Genomic DNA, 23,668 nt, shown 5'->3' on the forward strand with positions numbered 1-23,668 from the left:
TCTTCCTTGCGCAACGGTGTAGTCGATCGCCGCTGCGGGGTTCACTCGAACGCTTGCCTCATGCGGTCGCGACAAGCTCGCCGTTGGCCAGGGTGCCAGCGCCCTTCGTCGCCGCATGCGGCGCGGGGAGCGGAGCCCAGCCGGTCTCGCGAATCACGCGTTCGAGAATCACTTTCGCGGCGTCGTTACCGCTGTCGATCGCGAGCGCCTCGTTCGCGTGCTCGCGCGCGCACGGCCACGACTGCTGTACGACGCAAGCCTGCGCGGCCTGTAGCGCAGCATCGCGACGCTGGACGAGCGGGCGCATCTGATCGGCGAGGCTCTGCGCGTTGCTATTGCCCGGTTGAAACGTTTGCGCGGCAGCGAGAGCGGCCTGCGCTTTGGACAGATCGTTCGCACGGAACGCGGTCTGCGCGACCTGCAATGCCTGTCCGGCGTCGCGGAATTGCGGCGCGGGCCGCACGGGCGTCGTGGCCACCGTCGGCGCGGCAGGCGGCGCGGCAGGTGCCGCGGGAGCAGCGGGAGCGACGGGCGTGGGCTTCGCCGCTATCTCGGCCACGGCGGGTGTCGCAGGCTTGAGCGCGGCGGATGCTTGCGCGGTCTGCGCTGTAGACACCACTGGCGCGGAGGCAAGCGGCGCGATCATGCCAGTCGTCGTTCTGGCATCCTGAGTAATTTGCTCCACGCCTTTTTCTTCCGACTGGCCGCCGTCACTGAATAGTGCATAGGCGACATAGGCCAGGCCGATCGCGACAACCGCGCCAATCAAGGACAACACGATCCAGATCGTCTGCGCAGTGTTGCGTGGCGCATACATCGGATCTTCAAAAGGGCGGCTAGCGGTGTTGGTCGACACGAGCGCCGTGTGCCCGATCGGCTCGGTCGGCAAAAGCGGCCCGGACGCCATCGCGGCAGCCGCAATGGCGGGTTCGTTCGGTATGCCGGGCCTGTCGTCGAACCGGGGCAGGGGCTTGTGCGCGGTGCTTGCCCGGCTGCTCTGGATGCCGATGCGCCCGTGCGGATCGTCCGGATCGAACGGGTGCGCCATGCCGCAGTAAGGGCAAGTGTCGACTGGTCGGTACAGGGCGCCGCCGCAGCGTTTGCAGGGCATTGGAAAACTTTGGCCGGTTGCTGTCTGGGTGGACATGCTGTGGTCCCACCTTAGGAAAACGATGCCGTGAAGGCATGCTCCGGATCGCGTTGAGGCAGGACTCTGGTCCGCGAAATCACGATCCACATGCGCCGGAGTGTCACCCGACGTAGGCAGCACCTACGTTTATGCTGTTTGCAATATGTGGCGTTTCACCGGGGACGTCAACGCGGTTGGCCCCTGGATTATGTGCGGTAACGCTCATTCCGAGGTATGAAGAAACCCTGGCCCTTTGATCAAAACGGGGCCGGCGCATTTTGCGCGCGGCCTCGTCATCGAAGTGTCATGGGGCGATTGCCGGTAAGCGTGTGCATCAGCGACGGGGTCGGGCGCCGATGAACGATCAGTGCTTGCGCAACGGATGGTCCTTTAGCAGCCATGCGAGCACGAAGGCGAGCACCACGACACATCCGGCCGTCAGATAGACGGTGTGCAGCGCGCCCGCGAACGCGTGCAGATAATCGTTGCGCAACGCTTCGGGCAGCTGATGAATCGCGGCTGGACCCAACGCCTGGGGAAGTTCGGTGCCGGGCGGGATCAGTCTGTCGAGGCGTCCGGCCAGGCTGTTCGAGAACACGGCGCCGAAGCCGGCCACGCCGATCGAGCCGCCGATCGAGCGAAACAGCGTCACGCCAGACGTCGCCACACCCATGTGCTTGAACTCGACAGTGTTCTGGACTGCCAGCACCAGCACCTGCATCACCATGCCGAGGCCGCAGCCGAGCAGGCCCAGGTAGAGATACATCACATGAATCGGCGTGTCGATCTGCAGGCGCGCGAGCAGCAGCATCGCAACCGAGACGAGGAACGTGCCGATGATCGGGAATCTCCGGTACTTGCCGATTTTGCTGATGATGCGGCCCGTCACGATCGACAGGATGAACACGCCGCCCATCATCGGCAGCATCTGCATGCCGGCTGCCGACGGCGTCGAACCTTTCACGACCTGTAGGTAGAGCGGGATGAACGTCACCGAGCCGAACAGCGACACGCCGATGATGAAACTCACGAGACTGCTGATCAGAAACGTGCGCTGTCTGAACAGTCCGAGCGGCATGATCGGTTCGACCGCGCTGCGTTCCTCGTGAATGAAGCCCCAGATCAGGACGAGCCCCATGCCGAGTGTGAACCACAGTTGCGCCGAGGTCCACGGCAGAACCGTACCGCCCTGGCTCGTGAACAGGATGATGCAGGTCAGCGCGCCGGCGAGAAACGCGGCGCCCATGTAGTCGATGGTGTGCTTCACGTGGCGCGCGTGCGGCTTGAACACGGCGCCGATCACGATGAGCGAGACGATGCCGAGCGGCAGGTTGATGTAGAAAATCCAGCGCCACGACAGATGTTCGACCAGAAAGCCGCCGAGCAACGGCCCGATGACTGTGGCGAGACCGAAGATGCCGCCGAAAACGCCCTGATAGCGACCGCGTTCGGCGGGCGGAATCACGTCGGCGATCGCGGCCATCGTCACGACGAGCAGGCCGCCGCCGCCCAGGCCTTGCAGCGCGCGCAGCACGATCAGCTGAGTCATGTTCTGCGCGATGCCGCACAACGCCGAGCCGACCAGAAAGATCACGATGGCCGTCTGGAGCACGATCTTGCGGCCGAAGAGGTCGCCGAACTTGCCGTACAGCGGCACGACGATCGTCGAGCTGAGCAGGTAGGCGGTCACGACCCATGACAGGTTGTTGAGCCCGCCGAGCTCGCCGACGATGGTCGGCAGTGCGGTCGAGACGATCGTCTGGTCGAGCGCGGCGAGCAGCATCACCAGCAGCAGCGCCGGAAACAGCAGCCGGATCGGCGGGTGCTCGACGGCGGGCGAGGCCGAGCGCGGATCCTGCGGCGCGGAGTCGACGGAGAGAGTCGTGACGGGTTGTTCCATGGCGGCAGCGCATTGAAATTAATTAACTGAAAGATTAATATATGCGACATCACCTCTCACGTCAAATTCAATGCAATGGCAAGTATCCCGTCTGACGACGCCGCGGCGGACGATGCTGCGACAGTTGGGTTGCCGCTCGCGCCGATTGCCACAAAAGAGCGCAGCGCACCAAAGTCAAAGCCGAAGCTGAAGCCGAAGTCGAAGGCCAAGGCAACTCAAACGGATGCGCAATCCGCGAACGCGGCAGGCACCGCGCCCGCCGTCTCGGCCGCCCGCCGGCCCGGCCGGCCGACGGGCGCCGCGCGCGGCCCCGAGCAGCGCGCGCGTTTGCTCGACGCCGCGCTCACGCTATTCGCAAGGCAGGGCATCGTCGAGACCTCGCTAGGCGAGATCGCCCGCGAGGCCGGCTTCACGCCCGCCATGGTGCACTACTACTTCAAGACTCGCGATCAACTGCTCGACGTGCTGATCGACGAGTGTTTCTTGCCGTTGCGCGAGAGCCTCGGTCTGCCGTTTCAGGAGAATCCCGACGATCCGGTTGCGGCAATCACGCAGCTCACCGAGCGGCTCGTGCAGATCGCGAGCGATAACCCGTGGTTCGCATCACTGTGGGTGCGCGAAGTGATCAGCGACGGCGGGCTATTGCGCCAGCGCATCCATGAGCGTTTTGGTTTCGCGCATCAGAAAGCCTCGTTGTTGGCGATTGCGCGCTGGCAGAAGGAGGGGCGCCTGAACGCATCGATCGAGCCCGCGCTCGTGTTCGTCACCCTGCTCGGTATGACGATTCTGCCGCTCGCCACGTTGAAGCTGTGGCACCACGATCCATTGCGCTGCGGTATCGGCGGCGCGGCGATCGCAAGGCATGCGGTGGCATTGCTGGTGCAGGGGATTGGACCCCGCAAGGAGGATTGAACTGGTGGCCGGGGAGCGCCGCGCTTACATGAAGGTGTTGCGCAGACCGCGCTTGGATAGCTGCGTGGTCAGCGTGGCGGTGCCGACGTGACGGAGAATGTCGAGTGTCACGGCGGAAAGTGCGGGCGATGTGGCGGACATGGTACCGGGTGGACTCCGGCTGGAATGCGGTGTCATCGGGGCACGCGACATGCTACCAGTGAGGTCGGATGCGAAGAACAATATCGATGCCGAGCGGAGCAAGGGCGTGCCAACGGGGTTCGCGCGAACCGCAACGGAGCATTGGGTGTCGGCAATCGGCGAGCCGCGGAAAACTGCGGACGGTCGGCAGGCAGGTCGCGGTAAGCGTCGGGAGGGGTTTTTTCATCGGCGTGCAATTTTGGCGCGTTACCGTGCGCACGCGTTGTACTCGGGAAGGTGCTGAGCGATGCTTTACAATCGCGGACCTGTCTGCAACTCGGCGTGCGAAATCGAGTCGGAATCATGGACAGCAACACCCCCGCCGCGCAAATCGGCGGCAATCAGCAGAGTGAAACAATGGCCGTCCCCGACGGCCTAACCGGTTTTCCAGAGCAACAAGATACGATGAACGCAGCATTGAGGCTCGATCAAGCTACGATCGTGCTGGTGGAGGACGACCCGGACAGCCGGGAATCGTTGACCTTGCTACTCGAGGCGGAAGGCGCGAAGGTTTGCGCGGTCGCCGATGCGGAAGAGGGCGTCGAAGCGGCGACGCGCTTGCTTCCCGACGCGGTCGTCTGCGACCTCGATTTGCCAGCCATGGATGGCTTCTATCTGATCCAGCGGTTGCGCGACCACGAGATTTGCGGAGGCCATTCCCCCGCGGTGGCGGTAGCCCTGACCGGACATACCGACGACGCTTACCGCCTGCGCAGTATCGGCGAAGGCTTCCAGCATTTCATGACCAAACCCGCCCTGCCCGAAGCTCTGGTGACCCTGCTGCACGACGCGATCGATGCCCGCGCGGCGGGGTAATCGACGTTTCGCGGCGATCGTGTCGTGAGAGCGGGCGGAGCGCACAAGCCCGCGCACAGCGGGGAACCCGGTTTCTCGAAGCCGGGTACGGCCATCGATGCCTCGCGCCAGGCGCGCCGCTATCTCGCCACGGCCACCGGCGCGGCCTCCCCGGCCGCTTTGGCCGCCTGGCAGGCCGAACACAGTCCCTTCAATTCGATTTCGTCGCTCGCGAGCCGATAGCCCGCGTCCTCGATCTGCGCAACGAGCGCCTGGCGCAGCTTCGGCTGGTGCAATTCGGTGACGCTGCCACATTCCTGGCATACGACGAGAATGCCGTGCTGGCATTGGGTCAAATCATGGCAGACGGTGAACGCATTGATCGACTCGATCCGATGCACGAGCCCCGCCGATAGTAAAAAGTCCAGCGCGCGATACACGGTCGGCGGCGCCGAGCCCGGATGGATCTGGCGCATCTCGTCGAGCAGCGAATAGGCCTTCGTTGCGCGTCCCGAGTTCAGCAGGAGTTCGAGCACCTTGCGCCGGATCGGCGTGAGCTTTTCGCCGCGTTCGCGGCAGTATTCCTCGGCGAGTGCGAGAGCCGCTTCCTGCGGCGAGCCGTGCGCGTGCGACGGCTCATGCGCGTCGTGATGCGCGTGATGATCGTGTGCAGCGGCGGGGGCGGCAGGCGCGGAGGTGACCGGATGACCGGCCGCGGCGGACTTGGCGGTTTTCATGCGTCGATTATAGAGGCATGCGGGGGGCGGCGCCGCGCCGGTCGAAGCATCGAGACGAGCGGGATTTCCAGATATCGGGAAGGTGGCCTGGACACGCTCGCAGTGCGGCTCAAAGATATCTCCTTCAATTTTCCTTACAGTGCCCGGCAAATAAAAATAGGGTCCCTACTCCCGAAAAATGCCTATGCTCTGTCAGACAGGTTCCAGGCACGTTTCGACGGGGTCTTGATGAAACAACTGCTTCACCCATCCCGGGCAGTAGCCATCGCCTTCCTGTTGACGATTGCCGCAGGGACGCTCCTGCTCAGGTTGCCCTTGTCGCAAGCCAAAGGTGCGGCGCCGCCGTGGCTCACCGCCTTATTTACGGCGACTTCCGCAGTCTGCGTGACTGGACTCGTCGTTGTTGATACGGGGAGCTACTGGTCGAACTTCGGACAGTGGGTCATCCTCGCGCTGTTTCAGATTGGCGGCTTCGGCATGATGACAGCGGCCACATTGCTGGGACTCATGGTCAACCGTTCGTTGCCGTTGCGAGCGAAACTGATCACCCAGGTCGAGACGCACACTCTGCGTCTGGGGGACATTGGCAGCGTAGCGCGACTGGTGCTCGTCGTGACATGCTTCACTGAACTGATCACGACACTCTGGCTGATGGTCAGGCTTCATCTCGGGTACCGCCTCCAATGGGGCGAGGCGGCCTGGAATGGTTTGTTTCATGCGGTCTCGGCGTTCAACAACGCGGGTTTTTCAATTCACCCGGACAGTCTGATGCGCTATGCCGCCGACGCATCGATGCTGGTGCCGTTGATGGTCGCGATCGTCGTGGGGGGAATCGGGTTCCCGGTTCTATATGATCTGCGCGAAAAACTGCGCGGTGCGCGTCGGCTTTCATTGCACAGCAGACTCACCCTGGTGGTTACGGGAGTGCTGTTGCTCGGTGGTTTTCTTACGCTGCTGCTGTTCGAATGGAGCAATCCGAAGACCCTGGGCCCGATGCCGCTCGCAGAGAAGCTCCTTTCGGCAGCGTTCGCCTCGGTATCGGCGCGCACGGCTGGTTTCAACTCAGTCGACATCGGCGCAATGACACATGACAGCTGGGCCCTGCATTACTTGCTGATGTTCGTTGGCGGGGGCAGCGCCGGAACGGCGGGAGGCGTCAAGATCGGGACCGTCGCGATTCTGGGCTTGCTGGTCATTGCGGAGATCCGCGGGCTCAGCGATGTCGAAGCGTTCGGACGCCGCGTCAGTGTGTCCGCGCAGAGGCAAGCAATGACCGTCGTGGCGCTGGGTGCCTTCATGGTCACGCTCTGCACACTTGTCGTTCTGCCGCTCACTCGTTTGCCAACCGATCAGGTCATCTTCGAGATTATTTCGGCGTTCGGCACGGTAGGTCTGTCGACGGGGATCACGGCCGAACTTCCCGCGCCGGCACAGCTCGTGATCATCGCGCTGATGTACATCGGCCGGGTTGGAACCATTACCTTCGCGACCTCGCTCGTGCTGATCGAGCGGCGGGCGCAATATAGCTACCCCGAGGAGCATCCAATTGTTGGCTGACCTGTTCAGGATTTCGCTCGCCTTTTCGAAAGGCGACAGTGTCGTCGTCATCGGGTTGGGGCGTTTCGGCTGCGCGGTCGCTCAGTCGCTTGTTCGGCTTGGTCATGAGGTCATGGGAATCGACCGGGACGCGCAACGGGTGCAATTATGGGCGGAACGCTTGACCCATACCGTCCAGGCCGATTCGACCGACGTGAACACCTTGCGTCAATTGGGCGTTGCCGACTTTCCCCATGCGATCGTAGGCATCGGCAGCGATCTTTCGGCGAGCCTGATGACGGTGATGGCCCTGACCGAACTGCAGATCAAGGACATCTGGGTAAAGGCGGTGACCACGGAGCACGGCCAGATTGCCCAGCGCATCGGCGCGCATCATGTGGTTTATCCGGAAGCGGAAATGGGTGAACGGATCGCACACCTGATTACAGGCCGAATCGTGGATTACATGGAATTCGACGAAGGATTTGCCGTCGCCACGATTCATGCTCCGGTGCCGACCCACAACCGTTCGCTGGCAGATTGCGGCGTTCTGAACGCGTTCGGTGTCACCGTTGTGGGTGTCAAGCGCGCGGGTGAAAACTTCCAGCACGCGCTGCCCGATACGATTGTTTTACCGGGGGATCTGCTGATCGTGTCGGGCCCTGCCAGCAAGGTGGAAGAGTTTGCGGGCCGCGCGAAGACCTGAAACGAAGCGCGCCGGCCCGCGCCGTGCTCAGGTCAACGGGAAATCCACATACTTCTTGAACCCCGAGCGCGTGGCGAGACGCGAATACCAGCGCTCCAGATTCGGCAGGGAAGGCCGCTGCAAACCGTCGACGCCGAACCAGCGCTTCGCGTACGCGCCGATCACGATATCGGCGAGCGTGAACTTGTCGCCCTCGAGAAAGAAGCGGCCTTGCAGATGGTTATCCAGCAAGCGCCATAGCACGGTGACTGCCTGCACGTCGGCGGCGAGCTTCACGGTGTCGCGCTGTGCCTCGGGCGTGCGCACCAGCGCCCAGAACACGGGACGCTCCACAGGCTGCAGCGTCGACAGCGACCAGTCCAGCCAGCGGTCGATACGCGCGCGCAGTTTCGGCTCGGCCGGATACAGCAGGCTCGACTCACCGTATTGCATCACCAGATAGCGCAGGATCGAGTTGGATTCCCACAGCACGAAGTCGTCGTCGACCAGCGTTGGAATTTTGCCGGTCGGGTTCATCGCGAGATAGGCGGGTTCGTTGTTGCGGCCGAATTGCAGACCCGCGTCGATGCGGTCGAACGGCAACACGAGTTCGTCGCAGCACCACAAAACCTTCTGGACATTGACCGAATTGGTGCGTCCCCAGATCGTAATCATCCGGTAAATCCTTTTTTCTTACAGTTGGCAAGCCGCGCGCCGTGCGCGGCGTTCAGCCAGTAACGATACACGATGCGCGCGCCTTTGCGCGACGGGCCGCCCGGCCGGATGGGCGTTGCGTACAATGTGCGCACCCGAAATTGCGCGGCGAACACGTGCATCCCCACTCATTGAGGCATCGCATGGCCCGCATTGTTCCCGACGACTGGAAGAGCCTCGAAGCGACCGGCGCGGCGGCGCGCGAACGCGAAACGCTCGCGCTGCTCGAAAAGGCATTGCCGGCCGACTACACCGTCTACCACGGCGTGCATTGGACGCGCCTGAATCAGAACTTCTCCGTGTTCGGCGAGGCCGGCTTCGTGATTGTCAGTCCTGCGGGGCGCGTGATGATCATCGAGCAGAAGACGGGCTTTCTGCGCGAAACGCCGAAGGGGCTCGTCAAGGTGTATCTGCAGACCGAGCGCAATGTCGCGATCGCGCTCGCGCATACGATCGAGAGTCTGCACAGGCGCTTTACCGCGGCGTTCGGCGCGGGCACGTATTTCATCGAGGAACTGTTGTACTGCCCCGATCACGTCGTCAAGGACGCGGCGATCGCCGGAGTGAATCCCGCGCGCATCGTCGACGCGACGCGGCGCGAGCGGCTCGCGGCGACGATTCGCGAAGCGCTGCCGGCCGACGAACCGCGGCTTGCCTGTGCGTCCAAGATCCACCACTTCCTCGCCGACGAACTCGCGTTGAGCCCCGACACGAGCGCGCTCGTGGGGCAGGCCGGCACGCTCGTCACGCGCCTCGCGGGCGGGCTTGCGACATGGGCCCGGCGGCTCGAATTCGCGCCGTTCCGTTTACGCGTGATCGGCACGGCGGGCTCGGGCAAGACGCAACTCGCGGTGCAGGTGATGAAGGACGCGGTCGCGCGCGGTGAGCGGCCGTTATATGTGTGCTTCAACCGGCCGCTCGCCGACCACATCGCGCGTGTCGCGCCGCCGCAGGCGAAGGTCGCGAACTATCACCAGCTTTGCGACTGGATCGCGCGCGACGCGGGCCGCGTGCCCGATTTCCAGTCCACGCAGGTGTTCGATCAACTGGAGGCCGTATTCGCCGGCACGCCGATCGAACCGCGCTGGCAGTTCGACGTGCTGATCGTCGACGAAGGGCAGGATTTCCAGCAGCCGTGGGTTGCCGCGCTCGAGCGACTGCTGCGGCCGGGCGGCGCGTGGTGGTGGCTCGAAGACCCTTTGCAGAATCTGTACATGCGCGAGCCGGTCGCGTTGCCCGGCTGGACCACGCTGAAGGAAACCACCAATTACCGCAGTCCGCGCGACATTCTCGACTATCTGCGCGACGTTCCAGGCGCGTCGGTGCCGCTTGCCGCGGCGCTCACGTCGGGCAGTCCGTTCGACGGTTCCGAGGTGTCGGTGTCGGTCTACGACGAGGCACAGGCCGCCGGAAGCAGTATCGACGCGACCAAGCGCGCGATCACTCAGGCGCTATCGCTCGGCTTTCGCAAGCAGGACATCGCGGTGCTGTCGTTTCGCGGCCGCGAGGGCTCCGCGATGAGCGCACTCGATCATCTCGGACCGCATCGGTTGCGCAGCTTCACCGGCAAATACGATCTGTTCGGCAACCCGGAGTATCGCGAGGGCGACGTGCTGTTCGAATCGATCTACCGCTTCAAGGGGCAGGCGGCACCGTGCGTGATCTTCACCGAGATCGATTTCGACGACTTCGACGAACGCATCGCGCGCAAGCTCTTCGTCGGAGCGACGCGCGCGACGATGAAGCTGATCATCGTCGCGTCGCAGCGGGCCGCACGGCATTTGCAGTTGCGCGAGGGGCAGGAGAAATAGCGGGCGAGACGCCGCACCCGCTCAGAGCATGGCGCTCAACTCCATGCCCTTGCGGCCACCAGCATTCCTGTGCGCGTCAGCGCATCCCACCAGATCACGCGCAGGAGCGGCGCCTGCTGCGCGATCAGCAGCGCCTGCACCGGATCGCTTTCGACGAAGTGCGTGACGCCTGCGCGCAGTGCCGCGCTCGCCTTGTGCGCGGCCGCGCCTGCGGGGCTGTCGTCGTGCATGCCGGGCGCTCGCATCACCAGTTGCATGTGCGCGAAGCCGTGTCGCGCGAGCCACGCTTCGGTGCGCGCGCGATCCATCTCCGGGCGGCCCGTGATGATCGTGCGCACGTGCTGCAGGTCGATGCCCGGCAGCACCTCGAACGGCTGCAGCGCGTCACGCTCGGCGAGCGCGGCGGCGAGGTCTTCGTCGTAGCGTGCGAGCGGCACGTCGGGCAGCAGAATGCCGTCGAGGTCGATCGCGTAGGCCGCGTACTCGTGATCGTTCGCCATCGCGGGCGCGGCGCCGGCTTCGACGCGCGCCCAGTCGTCGCGGTAGCGCTCGGTGTACGCCTGGCGCTCCCACGGAAAGAGGGCGAAGTAGCCGCGCGCATCGATCGCGTAGTCGGGCTGCACGCGGCTCAGATCATCGACCGCGCCGGTCAGCGTTTTCACTTCGAGCCCGTGCGCTCGCAGAAAGGCGATGCAATCGACGAGCGTAAAACCACGCCCGGCGATGTCCTCGCACAACAGCACTTTGGAGCCCGCGGGCGGGATCGGCAGCGTGGAATCCCATGCGACCGCGCGGCTCTGGCGGTCGTAGCGCAGGAACGCGACCGGCGTGCCGACCGCGTGCGACACCATCAGCGCGAGCGGCGCGCCGCCGCGCAGAATCCCGAGCGCCATCGTGAAACGCTCGGCGAGCAAGGCGGGTTGCAGCGACTCGATCCAGTGATCGAGCTGTTCATACGTCAGAGGCAGGACCGGCTTGTTCATGACTATCGAGGCGCAGCACGGCGCGATGCAAGGCGAAGGTCCGCGGGACGCAAGCGCGGTGCGCTGACGCTCCGGCGCGACGCCCGGGGTTTCCCGTTTTTGAGATGGCGAATTTTGGCGATATTATGCATGCGGGCCAAAGGTTGCGTGTCGGGGTGACGCGCGTTTGACGGCACGGCGCGGCGTAACACTTCGGGTAACGAGATCGGCGGGCCGTGCCGCCGCCCGCGGTCCGGCGCATCAACCCAAAACGGATAAAAAAGGCAATGGCCAACGTGAATGCAACGCTGCGTAATGCTACCGGCGCAACCTCTGTTCGCTGGCGGACGCGCTGGCTGAAGGGACTGACCGGGCTGATCGTTGGGCTGACCGTCTGTTGCGCGTACGCACAGCCGGCCGGGCAGCAGTCGCCGGCGCTGTCGCTCGACGTGCAAGGCAAGATCGCCAATACCAACGACGCCGCGCACCGAGCCTATCACTTCAGCGAGTCCCAGTTGCTCGCGCTGCCCGTGCATGCAATCACGACCTCGACCACCTGGACACCACGTTCGACGTTCACGGGGCCCAGGCTCGCCGACATCCTGAAGATCGTCGGCTCGTACGGCACCAAGATCGAGTTCCACACGTTCGACGACTACACCTACACCGTGCCGGTAGCGGACTGCGCGCGCTACGGCGTGATCGTCGCATACAGCATGAATGGTCAGCGCCTGAAACTCAGCGACTTCGGGCCGCTGTTCCTGATCTACCCGCGCGACGCTTTCCCGGATGAACTGACGGGCGCGGCCGGCGACTCGAAATTCGTATGGCAGATCAAGGCCCTCATCGTCAAGTAGCGCGCCGTCCGTGGCGGCGCGTCCTTTACGTGCTGATCTGGCTGATGGCGCTCGCGGCGCCCGCCGGCGCGATCGGCTATCTGCTCTATGCGAGCCTGCTGAACCCGCGCGCGACCGAGCAGCTGACCGGCACCTACGACGGTTTCTACTGGGACGCGGCGCAACTGCAGATCGCCTACACGCGCTTCGAAAACCAGCTGCTGCTATATCAATCCGGCGCCGACGACGACTACCAGCGCTTGCTATTGCGTTTCCAGCTATTGCAATCGAAGCTGCGCGTGCTGGCCGGCTCGACGCAGCGGCTCTCCGCGCAGCTCGCGCTGCTGCAACGGCAGTTCGACGAAATCAAGGCGCTCGAGCATGTGCTAGGCGAGATTCAGCCGGAGGTCGACATGCTGCCGCGCGACCGCGCCCGTGCCGCGCGAATCGACGCGCAGCTGCGCCAGCACTGGGAGGAGGTCAACGATCTCGCGCTATCGCGCCGTTTCGCCGATGTCGCCGACCGCGAGGCGATGAACCGCGATTTCATCGACAAACGCCGGATGCTGTTCGCGGGCGGTCTGTTGCTGCTGTTGCTGTCTTCGGCTGCGACGCTGCTGCTCGTGCTCAACGGGCGGCGCCGTGCGCGGCTCATGCATCAGCAGCGCGCGGCGCTGGAAGCCGAGCATCAGGCGAGCCGCGCGGCGCGCGAAGCGAGCCTCGCGAAGGATGCGTTTCTCGGCATGATCAGCCATGAGCTGCGCACCCCGTTGCACGCGATCGTGTCGTCGGTCGAGCTGCTCAGCTTCAACTATCACTCGGAGGCCGACCGCAAGGTGATCCAGCGGCTCGAAACCGCGGCGCGCCATCTCGAAGCGCAGATGAAGGATCTGACCGATTACGCGCGCCTCGGCGCCGGCAAGCTCGAACTGCGGCATGAGCATTTCGAGCCGCGCGAGCTGCTGGCGTCGATCGTCGATGAACACACGATGTCCGCCGAGGCACGCGGGCTCAAGCTCGAAAGCGAGGCGAGCGGCGTGAGCGGGCTGGTCGAGTCGGACCCGCACCGGATCCGGCAGATCGTCAACAATCTCGTCACCAACGCGATCCGCTACACCGAAACCGGCACCGTGCGCGTCGAACTGCGGCAGCAGCCGGGGCTGCTGGTTTTCGTCGTCAGCGATACGGGGCCGGGCGTGCCGTCTGCGCAGATTCCGTTGATCTTCGAGGAGTTCACGCAACTCGACGCGTCACGCACGCGTCGCTTCGAAGGCGCCGGCATGGGGCTCACGATCGTCCAGGGGCTCGTGAAACTGTTCGGCGGCACGGTCGATGTGGCGAGCACGGTCGGCGAGGGCACCACTTTCACGGTGACGATTCCGGTCGTCCCGGTGGCGACCGTCGAGCCTTCCGGCGTCGCGGCGCAAAGCGAGCCGGGCGGCGCGCGCCCGTGCGTGCTGATCGTCGATGACAACCGGCTGATTCGCGAGTCGCTCAGCGAAATGGTCGCGCACATGGGCTACGACTCGCACGCGCTCGGCAACGCCAACGACGCGCTCGCATGGCTCGATACGCATTGCTGCGACGTGGTGTTGCTCGATCTGTACATGCCGGAGCGCGACGGCTACACGTTTCTCGCGGACTTCGCGGCGCGCGGCGGACCGTCAGCGGGCGTGCCGGTAATCGTGGTCAGCGCGTATGCGCCGGAAGTCGTGCGCGGTGGCGAGTATGGCGCGTCGCCGCTCTTCGAGGCGTTGTCAAAGCCAGTGCATTACGAGGATCTGAAGCACGCGCTCCAGCGGGCGCTGGCGGCGCGGCATCCGGGGTGAGGGGCGGTGCGGCGCGCAGGACGTGCGTCGGCACGCGCGGTTCAGGGCCGGTTCAGCCGCTTCGACAGATCGGCGACGAGAATCGCCATGCGCGCGGGCTTCTCGTAGCAGGCGACGTCGTAGTCGCGGATCACCTGGCTGATCTCCGATTCGCTGGCCTTGCCGGTCAAGAGCTCGCCGGTCAGCACGAAGATCGGTGCGTCCGGGTTCTCCGATGCGCGCACCGCGCGAATCGCCGCCGCCGAGGTCTGCGCGCCGAACAGCCAGTCGATGACTACGCCGTCGAACACCTGCGTCTGCAATTGCTCGCTGAAGGCCGCGAGCCCATAGATCGCGACCGCCGTGAAGCCGCTGCGTTCCAGATAGTCGCGCAGGTTGTCGGCGCTCGCCTGATCGTCGTCGACGACCGCGATGGTCGGCTTGTCGGCTTCGGCGCGGCGCGGATAGATCTCGATCTTGTGGACTTCGTAGGCGCTCTGATACAGCGCGCCATCGTGACGCGCGACGCGCCATTGACCGAGCCGCGAATAGGCGACGAACTCCGGACGGCTACCCGGTTCGAGCGCGGCACCGACCCAGGCGGTGCAGGCGATTTCGGTCGCGCCGACGCAAAACACCGCCTCCTGGGCGACCGCGCCGACGACGCCCGGATCGAGCGACTGCGCGCCGAACAGTTGCGCCGCGGGTTCGTCGAAGACCTCGGCGACTTTCTTGATCTGCGACAGGGTCCACGGACTATTGCCGCGCAGTTTGCGGTGCCCCTGGGAAAAACTCAGATCGAGGATGCGGCACAGCTCGGTGGTTTGCTGCCGCTTGCCGATTCCATGCCGGCTCATCAACTCGCGCACGCGCTCGGCAACCGCGATGGAGTCGGGTGAGTGTGTTTCGTTGGCCATGCTGCGTGAAAATCCGCCGGGTTAAAGGTACAAGGGGAACGCGATCGACAGGCGCAGGCCGACCTTGCGCATTCAACGCGCATGAGTGGCCACGCGGGGACAGTCAATGTACCGTAAAAATATTCGCAGTTTATGATTTTGTCTGACCGCTCGCCGAGGTCGCCGGTGCAAGCGAGGCAACGGCCGTGCCGGCGACTTCCGATGCATCGAGCATGAAAAGCATTCTACCGGTGAAACAATGGCGAAACCGTAGGGAATGCGCGAATGACGCAATGCACAAGGGCGAATCCCTCGGCGGAGGGTCGCAACCGCGCGTGCGCGGTGCGCCTTCAGCGTGACGGCATGGTGTCGAGCCGGGCCGCCGAGTTTTGAAGACCTGTAAAGATCCGCTCTGCGACCTTGCCCGGAAAGCGCTCGGGCAACGCCGCCGAGACCCGCTCGATCACACCGGGCGTCTGTTCGATCAATCGCTGGATCAGCGGCTCGGCGTCGGCGCCGTACGAGCACTTCAACGCCATCGCGTTGAAGTGGCGCCGCTGCACATCGCGAAACGCATCGTGCTTGCTGCGCGACCATAGCCCCATCGCAAGCCGCGCCTTGTACCACGACCACTGGTTCGGGCCATTGCCTTCGACCGGCCAGATCGACATGACGTCGTAAAGCGGCGTCAGCCGGTAGCGGCCGCCCGCGAGCAGACGGATGCTGAAGTTTTTTGCGTGCCCGTCCGGCGCCGCAAGCATCCAGAACAGGATCTGGCTCGCCAGCAGCGTCTCGATGTCCTGCCGCGCGTCGACCGATTGTTGCAGGATCCGCGCAAGGTCGAGCACGCCGGGCCCGCCCTCGTTTTCGTATTTGCGATGCGACGGCACGCCGTACACCTGGCAGAAATCTTCCTGCGGCAGACGCAGCAGCCATGTGCCGCTCGAATGCATCTGCCGGTCGAAGCGCTCGACGGCGAGCACGCGCTGCTTGCCGAACCTGAGAACCTCGGCGTTGGCGGCCGGCAGGCCGAACGCGCGCAGAATCCGCAGACACAGCCACTCGTTTTCGACCGACGTGCTGAGATCAGCGAGCCGGTTGCCGACCAGCCCGAGCGGCAGCTTGAAGATATGCGTGGTCGGCGTCGCGCCGTGCGGCCGCTGCCATTGGCCGTCGTGCCACAGCAGCGCGGTCTTTTCCTGCGCACCGGCCAGCGAGATGCGGAAGTCGTCGCTGTCGTCGGGCGCGCCGAGCGCCGGTTTGCCGACCGTTTGCGCGAGCAGCGCCTCGATGTCGCCGTCGGAGAGCGGCGTGCCTTCGATCCGCTGAACCCCGGCCGGCACGTCGTCTTCGGCAAGCAGCTGGACCGCGCCGACGCAGTCGCGTCCGATTGCCTGCAACAGGTCGAACGCGTCGAGCGTTTCGGTCCGATAGCGCTGCGCGATGCGTTTGCGGATCACCTCGCTGTCGGGCAGCAGGTTGTCGAAGAAGTTGAGCACCCGCGGCCCTTTGTGCGTCATGTTGCCGGGCGTGAACGGCAGCGACAGTGACAGCGGACGACCCGCCGGCGAGTCGATCCAGGCGGCGTCGTAGGCGAATTCCATCGGGCCGCGCGCGCTCAGGCGCCAGACGCCGACGCGCTCGTTGTTCGCCCACACCGACAATGCTTTCCACGAGGTTTGCCGTGCCATCTCACCACTCGACGACCGGCGCCGGCGCGGGGCTCGGCTGGTTTTTGTCGCGCAACTGCAGTTGCAGGCCGTAGGCGCCGCACAGCGCCAGCAACTGGGTGAGGGTGAGCGCGCTCGCGTCGGTTTCGAGCGCGGAAATGCGGCTCTGGCTCACGCCGATGCGCGCGGCTGCCTCGGTCTGGGTGAGGCCGGCCTGGCGGCGGCTGGCCGCAAGCAGTTGTGCAAGCTGGTCGGAGGTGGCGATCAGGTGGAGCATGGCGGAGTATCTGTGAGACGAATAAATGCAATTTATGCGCCACACGAATATTTGTCAAATATTCGTGTGGCAGATAATTGACGGTTATTCGTGTGGCGGATAATCGAAAAGTTTCGCTGGAGCATGCCGCTTTGGCTTCGCCATCAGCGCGTTTTTCGTCCGCACGATGAAGCGGCACGCCCCGCGTGCTTTAATCCCGCCCAATACCAGTCAACCCAACCGATGCCACTGATGACCGAACCCGCTGTCCGCCACGCCGACGTTCCGTACTACACGCAATGGGGCAGCCCCGAGTGGGTGCGCGACATCGTCGAACGACAGCGCGACCCATGCGACGATCCGCACTGGCAGCGCAGCGGTTTCACCGACCGCGAGCGTTATCGTTTCTGGGCTCAGCGCCTGTGCGGGCTCACCTGCCTCGAATCGGCGCTCGACTACTGGCGCATCGATCATGCGCCGCGCGCTGCATTGCTCGACGACGCGTTGCGGCACGGCGTGTATCGGCTGCGCGACGATGGCGGCGTCGACGGCCTGATCTACCGGCCGTTCGCCGACTGGGCGGGCGCCGCGTTCGGCCTGGCTATCGATGTGCTGCCGCAGGCGTCGCTCGAGGAGATCGCGGCACGGCTCGACGCCGATACGCTCGCGATCGTGTCCGTGAGTCCCGAGATCCGCTATCCCGAGCGGCCGAACCGGCAGCGGGGCGGTCATCTGATCCTGCTGCACGGCCGGGATCGCGACGGCGTGTGGTTTCATAATCCGTCGGGTATCGCGCCGCATCAGGCCGACGTCTATCTGCCGTTCGCGACGATGTCGCGTTTCCATGCGGGGCGCGGGATGACGCTGAGCCGCCGCACCTGCTAGCGGGCCGTGACTGGTCAATTTTATTGCGCTCGGTTACGGTGGCACCATGCCCACTCCATCCAGCATTGGACCGTCTTGCCCATGACCCGCCCAACCACGCAGATCTTCGACGCCGCCGCCACCGCGCGTCTGCTGCCTTACGCAGCGCTTGTCGACGCGTTGCGGCGCGCGAGCGTCGACTACGCGCAACAGCGCATCGTGAGCCCCGAGCGGCTCGTCGTACCGCTGAACGCCGGCGGCATCATGCTGTCCATGCCTGCCACCGCGCCTGATCTCGCGATCCACAAGCTCGTCAACGTATGCGCGAGCAACGGCGCACGCCATCTGCCGACGATCCACGGCCAGGTGATGGCCTTCGATGCCGACACCGGCGAGACGCTGTTCGTCCTCGATGGCCCGACCGTGACGGGCCGCCGGACCGCGGCCATGTCGATGCTGGGCATCGCGACGTTCGCTCGACGCGCGCCCTGCGATGGCGCGCCCCGCGAATTTCTCCTGATTGGCACCGGCGCGCAGGCGCTCAATCATCTGGAGGCGATCGGCGAGCTGTATCCCGACGCGCGCGTGTGGATCAAGGGCAGCGCGCCCGCGCGTGCCGACGCATTCTGCGCGGCGCAACGCGGCAAGGTGCGCGAGTTGCGTCCGCTCGCACAACCAGAAGCAACACTTCCCGCTGCGGCCGACGTCGTGATCGCATTGACCACGAGCAGACAGCCGGTCTATGACGAGGCGGCGCGTGCGGAGCGGCTCGTGATCGGCGTCGGTGCTTTCACGCCGCAGATGGCCGAGATTGGCGCGACCACGCTTGCCGGCAGCGCGCTATTCGTCGACGATCTGGCCGGCGCGAGGCACGAGGCCGGTGATTTCATTCAGGCGGGTATCGACTGGGCCCGCGTGGGCGGGATCGCCGCGGTGCTGGATCAGACGCTGCCGGTGCCGGCGGGCCCGGTGGTGTTCAAGAGCGTCGGCTGCGCGGCGTGGGATCTGGCCGCTTGCCGGGTCGCGCGTGGCGCTCTGGAACGGGGCTGACCGGCTTCGGCCCAACCCGCAAAAAATCGCACAATAATATCCCTAAAAAACAATCGTCTGTCGCGCAAGGTTGGCACTTTGCGCTAACCTGAGGCAGATGTTGCCGTGCAAACTATCCTGAAACGTTGCACCATAGGCGTTCGCCGGAAAAAGCGCCATCGCGGACAGGAGCCGTAGCCCGTCCGCCGGCCGCCGATTCCTGATCGACGCCTTCTCCCTAGACGCTGCCACCGTGCCATGACGACCCAACAAGCTTCCGCCACCCCCGACCAGCCGCTCGACATGATCATCTTCGGCGGCACCGGCGATCTGTCGTTCCGCAAGCTGCTGCCTGCGCTTTACATGGCGCATCTGCACTGCAACCTCCCGCCCGACACCCGTATTCTGACGATCGGCCGCAAACCCTGGTCCCGCGACGAATACATTCGCGAATTCATGGAGCAGAAGGCGAAGCCCTTCATCGACAAGAAGGCGTTCGATGCGTCCGCGTGGGACAAATTCCTCGCTCTGTTCGAATACGTGCGCATGGATGTCGATTCGTCGGAGGACTACCAGCGCCTGAAGGAAGCGTCGCGCGAGGGCGTGCACCGCGTGTTCTATCTGGCGACGTCGCCGGATCTGTTCACCCATATTTGCGACAACCTGTCGTCGGCCGGGCTCGTCGATGCCAACTCGCGGGTCGTGCTCGAAAAGCCGCTCGGTCACGATCTGGCCTCCGCACGGGAGATCAACATCGCGGTCGGCAAGCATTTCGACGAAGCGCAGATCTACCGGATCGACCATTACCTCGGCAAGGAAACCGTCCAGAACCTGATGGTGCTGCGCTTCGGCAATCCGATTTTCGGGCCGCTGTGGCAGGCGCCGTACATCAAGAGCGTGCAGATCACGGTTGCGGAAACGGTCGGCGTCGGCAGCCGCGCGGGGTTCTACGACAAGACCGGCGCGCTGCGCGACATGGTGCAGAACCACCTGCTGCAACTGCTGTGCATCGTCGCCATGGAGCCGCCGGTGTCGCTCGATCCCGACGCGGTGCGCGACGAAAAGCTGAAAGTGCTGCGCTCGCTGCGGCCGATGACACCCGAAGACATCGCGCGCGACACGGTGCGCGGCCAGTACACGGCCGGCGCCGTCGACGGCGAGGCGGTCAAGGGCTACCTCGAGGAAGACAACGTGCCGGCGGGCAGCCGCGCCGAAACCTTCGTCGCGTTGCGGGCGCGGATCAACAATTGGCGCTGGGCCAACGTGCCGTTCTTCCTGCGCACCGGCAAGCGGATGCAGAAGAAGCTGTCGGAAATCGTCATCGAGTTCTCCGAGCTGCCGTTCTCGATCATCCCGGCCAGTGGCCGCACCTATGGCAATCGTCTCGTGATCCAGTTGCAGCCCGAAGAGTCGATCCAGTTGCAGGTGCTCGCGAAAGAGCCGGGCAGCGGCATGCACATGCTGCCGGTGAACCTGAACCTGGACCTCCAGCAGGCCTTCACCGAACGTCGCGCGGAAGCCTACGAGCGGCTGCTGATCGATGTGATCCGCGGACGTCTGACGCACTTCATGCGCCGCGACGAACTCGAAGCGGCATGGGCATGGGCCGAGCCGATTCTCGACGGCTGGGCGAAGTCCGGCGAGCGGCCGCGCTCCTATTCGGCTGGCACGTTCGGGCCCGCTGCATCGACCGCGTTGATGACGCGGGAAAATGCGGTGTGGGCGGAGGAGTCGCAGTAACGGGCTTTCGACAGATCGCGCGATTGACGCGGCTCGTGACGTTGCAGTGGCGTCGCGAGCCGTTTTTGCATGCGCCGTGGGTTGTGGTCTCAATGCCCGGAGCGATCCGCCGAAGGTCATCATCGACAGCGACTACAACACGCTCGGCGACGACACGGGCTTCGGTGCCGATGATGGCAAAGCGAAGGGCTACACGCGTTCGCCGCCGCCGGGGTTGCAGAAAATGACGGTCGCCAAGCGATTTGATAATGCGGCGTTTTTTGGTTTCTGCGTCGATCTGTTGACACGGCCGGTGCCGGTGCGGCCGTCCAACCGGTGAGCGCGCGAGCGCACCCGCTTCACGCGGGATGCAGGCCGCGCAGCAACTGACGCACGCGCGACAGATCCTGCTCGACGTGCCCGGCCTTTTCGAACAGCTCCGCAAGCCAATCGACGAACGCGCGCACGCGCGGCGACACGCGGCGGTTCTTCACATACGCGACCGAGACCGGCATCGGCACGGGTTTCCATTGCGGCAGCACTTCGCGCAGCAGGCCCGAATCGAGGTAAGGCTGTGCGGCGATCCGCGCCGGCTGGATCATGCCCAGGCCTTGCAGCCCGCAGGTCAGGTACGCCTGTTCGTCGCTGACCTGCACGAAGCCGTTGAGCTTGACCTTGCGCGCTATGCCATCTACTTCGAAATCGAAATCGCATTCGCGGCCGCTATGCGGCGACACGCAGTTGACCGCGACGTGCGCGCGCAGCTCGTCAAGGTCGGCGGGCGAGCCGTAGCGCGCCAGATAGGCAGGACTTGCGCAGGTGATCTGATCCAGCGTGCCGAGTTGCCGCGCGATGAGATTGGAGTCGGGCAATTCACCGAGCTGGATGCTGCAGTCGATCGCTTCGGAGACCATATCGACGGTACGGTTGCTGACGCCGATCGCGAGATCGAGGTTTGGGTAGCGGGTGTGAAAGTCGTCCAGCGACGGAAGCACGATTGCGGTGGCGACCGCGCTTGGCATTTCTATGCGCAGGCGTCCGGTCAGGTTGTCGGTCGAATTACGGAGGCTGGCTTCCATTTCGTCGATGTCGGCGAGGATTTGCGCACAGCGTTCGTAATAGGCTGCGCCTTCCGGGGTGATGCTCAGGCGGCGGGTCGTGCGGATCAGTAGCGCTGTGCCTAGCAGGGCTTCCAGGTTCTGGACGATCGTCGTTGCCGTTGCACGCGGGATGTTTAATGACTCCGCTGCGCGGGTGAAGCTGTTGGTATCCACAATTCGGATGAATGTGCGCATTGCAGTTATTCTGTCGATCACTTGTTTGCTCCAAATGGTTCTTTTTTGCCTGCGGCGTTGGGGGCGTTGTTCTTGTGGTGTTGGCCTTTCCTTCTTGTCTTATCGGTCTATTAGCGTTGCCCCTGTGCGGGGCGGCACCTACTTTCTTTGCTGCTGCAAAGAAAGTAGGCAAAGAAGACAGCTAAAACCGCCAGCTCATAAGCGGGCACCTCGGTCCGCACGAGGTAGTGGTGCATCTGGAACCTGTGTTCCCGCGCATTCCGCGTGAGCGACAAAGCCGTCATCCGCTCCCACTCCGCACTACGTGCGTCGCGGACAGGTATGCAAGGGAAACCAGGTGTGTTTTTTGTTAGCGGGCCATCGGCTCCGCCTCGGCAGCGCGCCAGAACGACCGATGGTTATGACCGGGGTTTCGGCGCGCGCAGCGCCGCCGGAGGTATGACTGCTTTGTCACTTACGCGGAGTGTGCGGGAACACGAATTCCAGATGCACCACTACCCGCGATTAACCGAGGAACCCGCTTAAGAATTAGCGGTTTGAGCTGTCTTCTTTGCCTACTTTCTTTGCAGCAGCAAAGAAAGTAGGTGCCGCCCCGCACAGGGGCAACGCTAATAGACCGACAAGACAAAACGGAAAGGCCAACGCCCTAAGAACAGAGAAAAAAGCGAAGGCAAAAAAAACAACAACAAACAGAACCCCGCGCCGCAGGCGAAAAAAACCACCCGCCGCGCGGCCAAAAATCGCAATTACTTCCTCAACGAATCCATATCAATCACAAACCGATATTTGACATCACTCTTGAGCATTCGCTCATAAGCCTCATTAATCTTCTGCATCGGAATCACTTCAATATCAGAAGTGATTCCATGCTCACTGCAAAAATCGAGCATCTCCTGCGTCTCGGCAATACCGCCAATCAGCGACCCCGCCAGCCGTCGCCGCTTGAAGATCAAATTGAACACCTGCGGCGACGGATGATCATGCTCCGGCGCCCCAACTAGCGTCATCGTCGCATCCCGTTTGAGCAGATTCAAAAACGGATTCAGATCATGCTGCGCAGCCACGGTATTGAGAATGAAATCGAAGCTATTCACATGCGCTTCCATCTCGTGCGGATTCTTCGAAACCACGACTTCATGCGCACCAAGCCGCTTCGCATCTTCGATCTTCGACGGCGACGTCGTAAACAGCACGACATGTGCGCCCATCGCCCGCGCCAGCTTCACGCCCATATGGCCGAGACCGCCGAGGCCCACAATCCCGACCTTCTTGCCCGGTCCCACGCCCCACGTGCGCAGCGGCGAATACGTGGTAATGCCGGCGCACAGCAGCGGCGCGACACCCGCAGGGTCGAGATTCTCCGGCACGCGCAGCGTAAAGGCCTCGTCGACGACCAGTTGCGTCGAATAGCCACCGTACGTGACCTGTCCGTCGACGCGATCGACACCGTTGTACGTGCCTACCCAACCATTCTCGCAATACTGCTCGAGGCCTTCCGCGCAACTCGCGCAAGTGCGGCACGAATCGACCAGACAGCCGACCGCGACGAGCTCGCCGACCTTGTACTTCGTCACGCTCGCGCCGACCGCGGTCACGCGGCCCACGATTTCGTGGCCCGGCACGACCGGGTACATCGTGTTCTTCCATTCGTTGCGTGCCTGATGCAAGTCGGAATGGCATACGCCGCAGTACAGCACGTCCATCTGCACGTCATGGGCGCGCGGTGCGCGGCGCTGGAATTCGAACGGGGCGAGCGGCGCCGTGGCGTCCGTCGCTGCATAGGCATATGTCGTGCTCATGGGTAGCTCCAGCAAAGAGGGTGACGGCGCAATATGCGACGCGCCGGTGATGCGCAACACCGGTTGCCGGTGCGGCATCCTGCAGGGTTCCCATCTTAGGAGTCCGACGCCCCTCGCGGAATACCTGATCGTCTT

Annotated in this window: 21 protein-coding genes and 2 pseudogenes; 11 read left to right on the forward strand and 12 right to left on the reverse strand. The window is 64.0% G+C overall.

The features are described from left to right. Nucleotides 1–58 precede the first annotated feature (58 nt). The gene (locus LJ655_RS21425) at nt 59–1,048 is read right to left on the reverse strand and encodes a hypothetical protein (RefSeq protein WP_230563222.1); all 990 of its coding nucleotides are present in this window, start codon (nt 1,046–1,048) and stop codon (nt 59–61) included. Between the two features lie 445 nt (nt 1,049–1,493). After that, complete coding sequence (locus LJ655_RS21430) at nt 1,494–3,029, reverse strand: MDR family MFS transporter (RefSeq protein ID WP_230563223.1); 1,536 nt, start codon at nt 3,027–3,029, stop codon at nt 1,494–1,496. A 75-nt stretch (nt 3,030–3,104) separates the two neighbouring features. On the opposite strand from LJ655_RS21430, the gene LJ655_RS21435 reads away from it, so the two are divergent. Next, nucleotides 3,105–3,941, forward strand: coding sequence for a TetR/AcrR family transcriptional regulator (locus LJ655_RS21435; RefSeq protein WP_230563224.1), 837 nt, complete (start codon nt 3,105–3,107; stop codon nt 3,939–3,941). 27 nt (nt 3,942–3,968) lie between these two features. Here LJ655_RS21435 and LJ655_RS21440 read toward each other — a convergent pair. Further along, nucleotides 3,969–4,082, reverse strand: a pseudogene (locus LJ655_RS21440) (ribonuclease activity regulator RraA); the annotation flags it as partial. 342 nt (nt 4,083–4,424) lie between these two features. Between LJ655_RS21440 and LJ655_RS21445 the strand changes: the two are divergent. After that, on the forward strand, nt 4,425–4,937 hold the full coding sequence (locus LJ655_RS21445) for a response regulator (protein ID WP_230563225.1): 513 nt from the start codon (nt 4,425–4,427) through the stop codon (nt 4,935–4,937). Between the two features lie 119 nt (nt 4,938–5,056). Here the strand turns inward: LJ655_RS21445 and LJ655_RS21450 are convergent, their stop codons facing one another. Next, the gene (locus LJ655_RS21450) at nt 5,057–5,653 is read right to left on the reverse strand and encodes a Fur family transcriptional regulator (RefSeq protein WP_230563226.1); all 597 of its coding nucleotides are present in this window, start codon (nt 5,651–5,653) and stop codon (nt 5,057–5,059) included. A gap of 228 nt (nt 5,654–5,881) precedes the next feature. Between LJ655_RS21450 and LJ655_RS21455 the strand changes: the two genes are divergently transcribed. Next, nucleotides 5,882–7,210, forward strand: a complete 1,329-nt coding sequence (locus LJ655_RS21455) for a TrkH family potassium uptake protein (protein ID WP_230563227.1) — start codon at nt 5,882–5,884, stop codon at nt 7,208–7,210. Continuing rightward, nucleotides 7,203–7,895, forward strand: coding sequence for a potassium channel family protein (locus tag LJ655_RS21460; RefSeq protein WP_329959719.1), 693 nt, complete (start codon nt 7,203–7,205; stop codon nt 7,893–7,895). Before LJ655_RS21455 ends, LJ655_RS21460 begins: the two co-directional genes overlap by 8 nt. A 27-nt stretch (nt 7,896–7,922) precedes the next feature. On the opposite strand, the gene LJ655_RS21465 is transcribed toward LJ655_RS21460, so the two are convergent. Together LJ655_RS21465 and LJ655_RS21470 are read right to left on the reverse strand one after the other, a co-directional pair. After that, the gene (locus LJ655_RS21465; protein ID WP_230563228.1) at nt 7,923–8,549 is read right to left on the reverse strand and encodes a glutathione S-transferase family protein; all 627 of its coding nucleotides are present in this window, start codon (nt 8,547–8,549) and stop codon (nt 7,923–7,925) included. After that, nucleotides 8,546–8,710, reverse strand: coding sequence for a hypothetical protein (locus tag LJ655_RS21470; RefSeq protein ID WP_230563229.1), 165 nt, complete (start codon nt 8,708–8,710; stop codon nt 8,546–8,548). The genes LJ655_RS21465 and LJ655_RS21470 overlap by 4 nt, the downstream gene beginning before the upstream one ends. Nucleotides 8,711–8,731: 21 nt before the next feature. Between LJ655_RS21470 and LJ655_RS21475 the strand changes: the two genes are divergently transcribed. Further along, the gene (locus tag LJ655_RS21475; protein ID WP_230563230.1) at nt 8,732–10,399 is read left to right on the forward strand and encodes an ATP-binding domain-containing protein; all 1,668 of its coding nucleotides are present in this window, start codon (nt 8,732–8,734) and stop codon (nt 10,397–10,399) included. A gap of 35 nt (nt 10,400–10,434) precedes the next feature. Here LJ655_RS21475 and LJ655_RS21480 read toward each other — a convergent pair whose 3' ends face one another. Continuing rightward, a complete protein-coding gene (locus LJ655_RS21480) occupies nt 10,435–11,382 on the reverse strand; it encodes a phosphoribosyltransferase (RefSeq protein ID WP_230563231.1) in 948 nt (315 codons plus the stop codon). A 266-nt stretch (nt 11,383–11,648) separates the two neighbouring features. On the opposite strand from LJ655_RS21480, the gene LJ655_RS21485 reads away from it, so the two are divergent. After that, complete coding sequence (locus tag LJ655_RS21485; protein WP_230563232.1) at nt 11,649–12,218, forward strand: putative pterin-binding protein; 570 nt, start codon at nt 11,649–11,651, stop codon at nt 12,216–12,218. After that, nucleotides 12,188–14,026 (forward strand): ATP-binding response regulator, encoded by a 1,839-nt coding sequence (locus LJ655_RS21490; RefSeq protein ID WP_230563233.1) that lies wholly within the window; start codon nt 12,188–12,190, stop codon nt 14,024–14,026. Before LJ655_RS21485 ends, LJ655_RS21490 begins: the two co-directional genes overlap by 31 nt. Before the next feature lie 41 nt (nt 14,027–14,067). Here the strand turns inward: LJ655_RS21490 and LJ655_RS21495 are convergent, their stop codons facing one another. From LJ655_RS21495 to LJ655_RS21505, 3 genes are all read right to left on the reverse strand, one after another. Continuing rightward, nucleotides 14,068–14,922, reverse strand: coding sequence for a helix-turn-helix domain-containing protein (locus tag LJ655_RS21495; protein WP_230563234.1), 855 nt, complete (start codon nt 14,920–14,922; stop codon nt 14,068–14,070). Nucleotides 14,923–15,251: 329 nt separating this feature from the next. Next, nucleotides 15,252–16,592, reverse strand: a complete 1,341-nt coding sequence (locus LJ655_RS21500; protein ID WP_230563235.1) for a type II toxin-antitoxin system HipA family toxin — start codon at nt 16,590–16,592, stop codon at nt 15,252–15,254. A gap of 1 nt (nt 16,593) precedes the next feature. Next, nucleotides 16,594–16,848, reverse strand: a complete 255-nt coding sequence (locus tag LJ655_RS21505; protein ID WP_230563236.1) for a helix-turn-helix domain-containing protein — start codon at nt 16,846–16,848, stop codon at nt 16,594–16,596. Nucleotides 16,849–17,079: 231 nt separating this feature from the next. Between LJ655_RS21505 and LJ655_RS21510 the strand changes: the two genes are divergently transcribed. From LJ655_RS21510 to LJ655_RS21525, 4 genes and pseudogenes are all read left to right on the forward strand, one after another. Continuing rightward, on the forward strand, nt 17,080–17,712 hold the full coding sequence (locus LJ655_RS21510) for a C39 family peptidase (RefSeq protein ID WP_230563237.1): 633 nt from the start codon (nt 17,080–17,082) through the stop codon (nt 17,710–17,712). An 81-nt stretch (nt 17,713–17,793) separates the two neighbouring features. After that, nucleotides 17,794–18,741, forward strand: a complete 948-nt coding sequence (gene lhpI, locus LJ655_RS21515) for a bifunctional Delta(1)-pyrroline-2-carboxylate/Delta(1)-piperideine-2-carboxylate reductase (RefSeq protein WP_230563238.1) — start codon at nt 17,794–17,796, stop codon at nt 18,739–18,741. A 237-nt stretch (nt 18,742–18,978) separates the two neighbouring features. Further along, nucleotides 18,979–20,460 carry a glucose-6-phosphate dehydrogenase gene (zwf, locus tag LJ655_RS21520; protein ID WP_230563239.1) on the forward strand — a complete coding sequence of 494 codons (1,482 nt, stop codon included), beginning with the start codon at nt 18,979–18,981 and terminating at the stop codon, nt 20,458–20,460. Nucleotides 20,461–20,611: 151 nt separating this feature from the next. Beyond that, nucleotides 20,612–20,779 (forward strand): annotated as a pseudogene (locus LJ655_RS21525) (nucleoside hydrolase); the annotation flags it as partial. 19 nt (nt 20,780–20,798) lie between these two features. Here the strand turns inward: LJ655_RS21525 and LJ655_RS21530 are convergent. Together LJ655_RS21530 and LJ655_RS21535 are read right to left on the reverse strand one after the other, a co-directional pair. Beyond that, nucleotides 20,799–21,755 carry a LysR family transcriptional regulator gene (locus LJ655_RS21530; protein WP_230563240.1) on the reverse strand — a complete coding sequence of 319 codons (957 nt, stop codon included), beginning with the start codon at nt 21,753–21,755 and terminating at the stop codon, nt 20,799–20,801. 725 nt (nt 21,756–22,480) lie between these two features. Beyond that, entirely contained in the window at nt 22,481–23,533 is a 1,053-nt protein-coding gene (locus tag LJ655_RS21535; protein WP_230563241.1) for an NAD(P)-dependent alcohol dehydrogenase, read from the reverse strand. Between the last annotated feature and the right edge of the window lie 135 nt (nt 23,534–23,668).

Source organism: Paraburkholderia translucens, assembly GCF_020881035.1.
In the GTDB taxonomy this organism is placed as follows: domain Bacteria; phylum Pseudomonadota; class Gammaproteobacteria; order Burkholderiales; family Burkholderiaceae; genus Paraburkholderia; species Paraburkholderia translucens.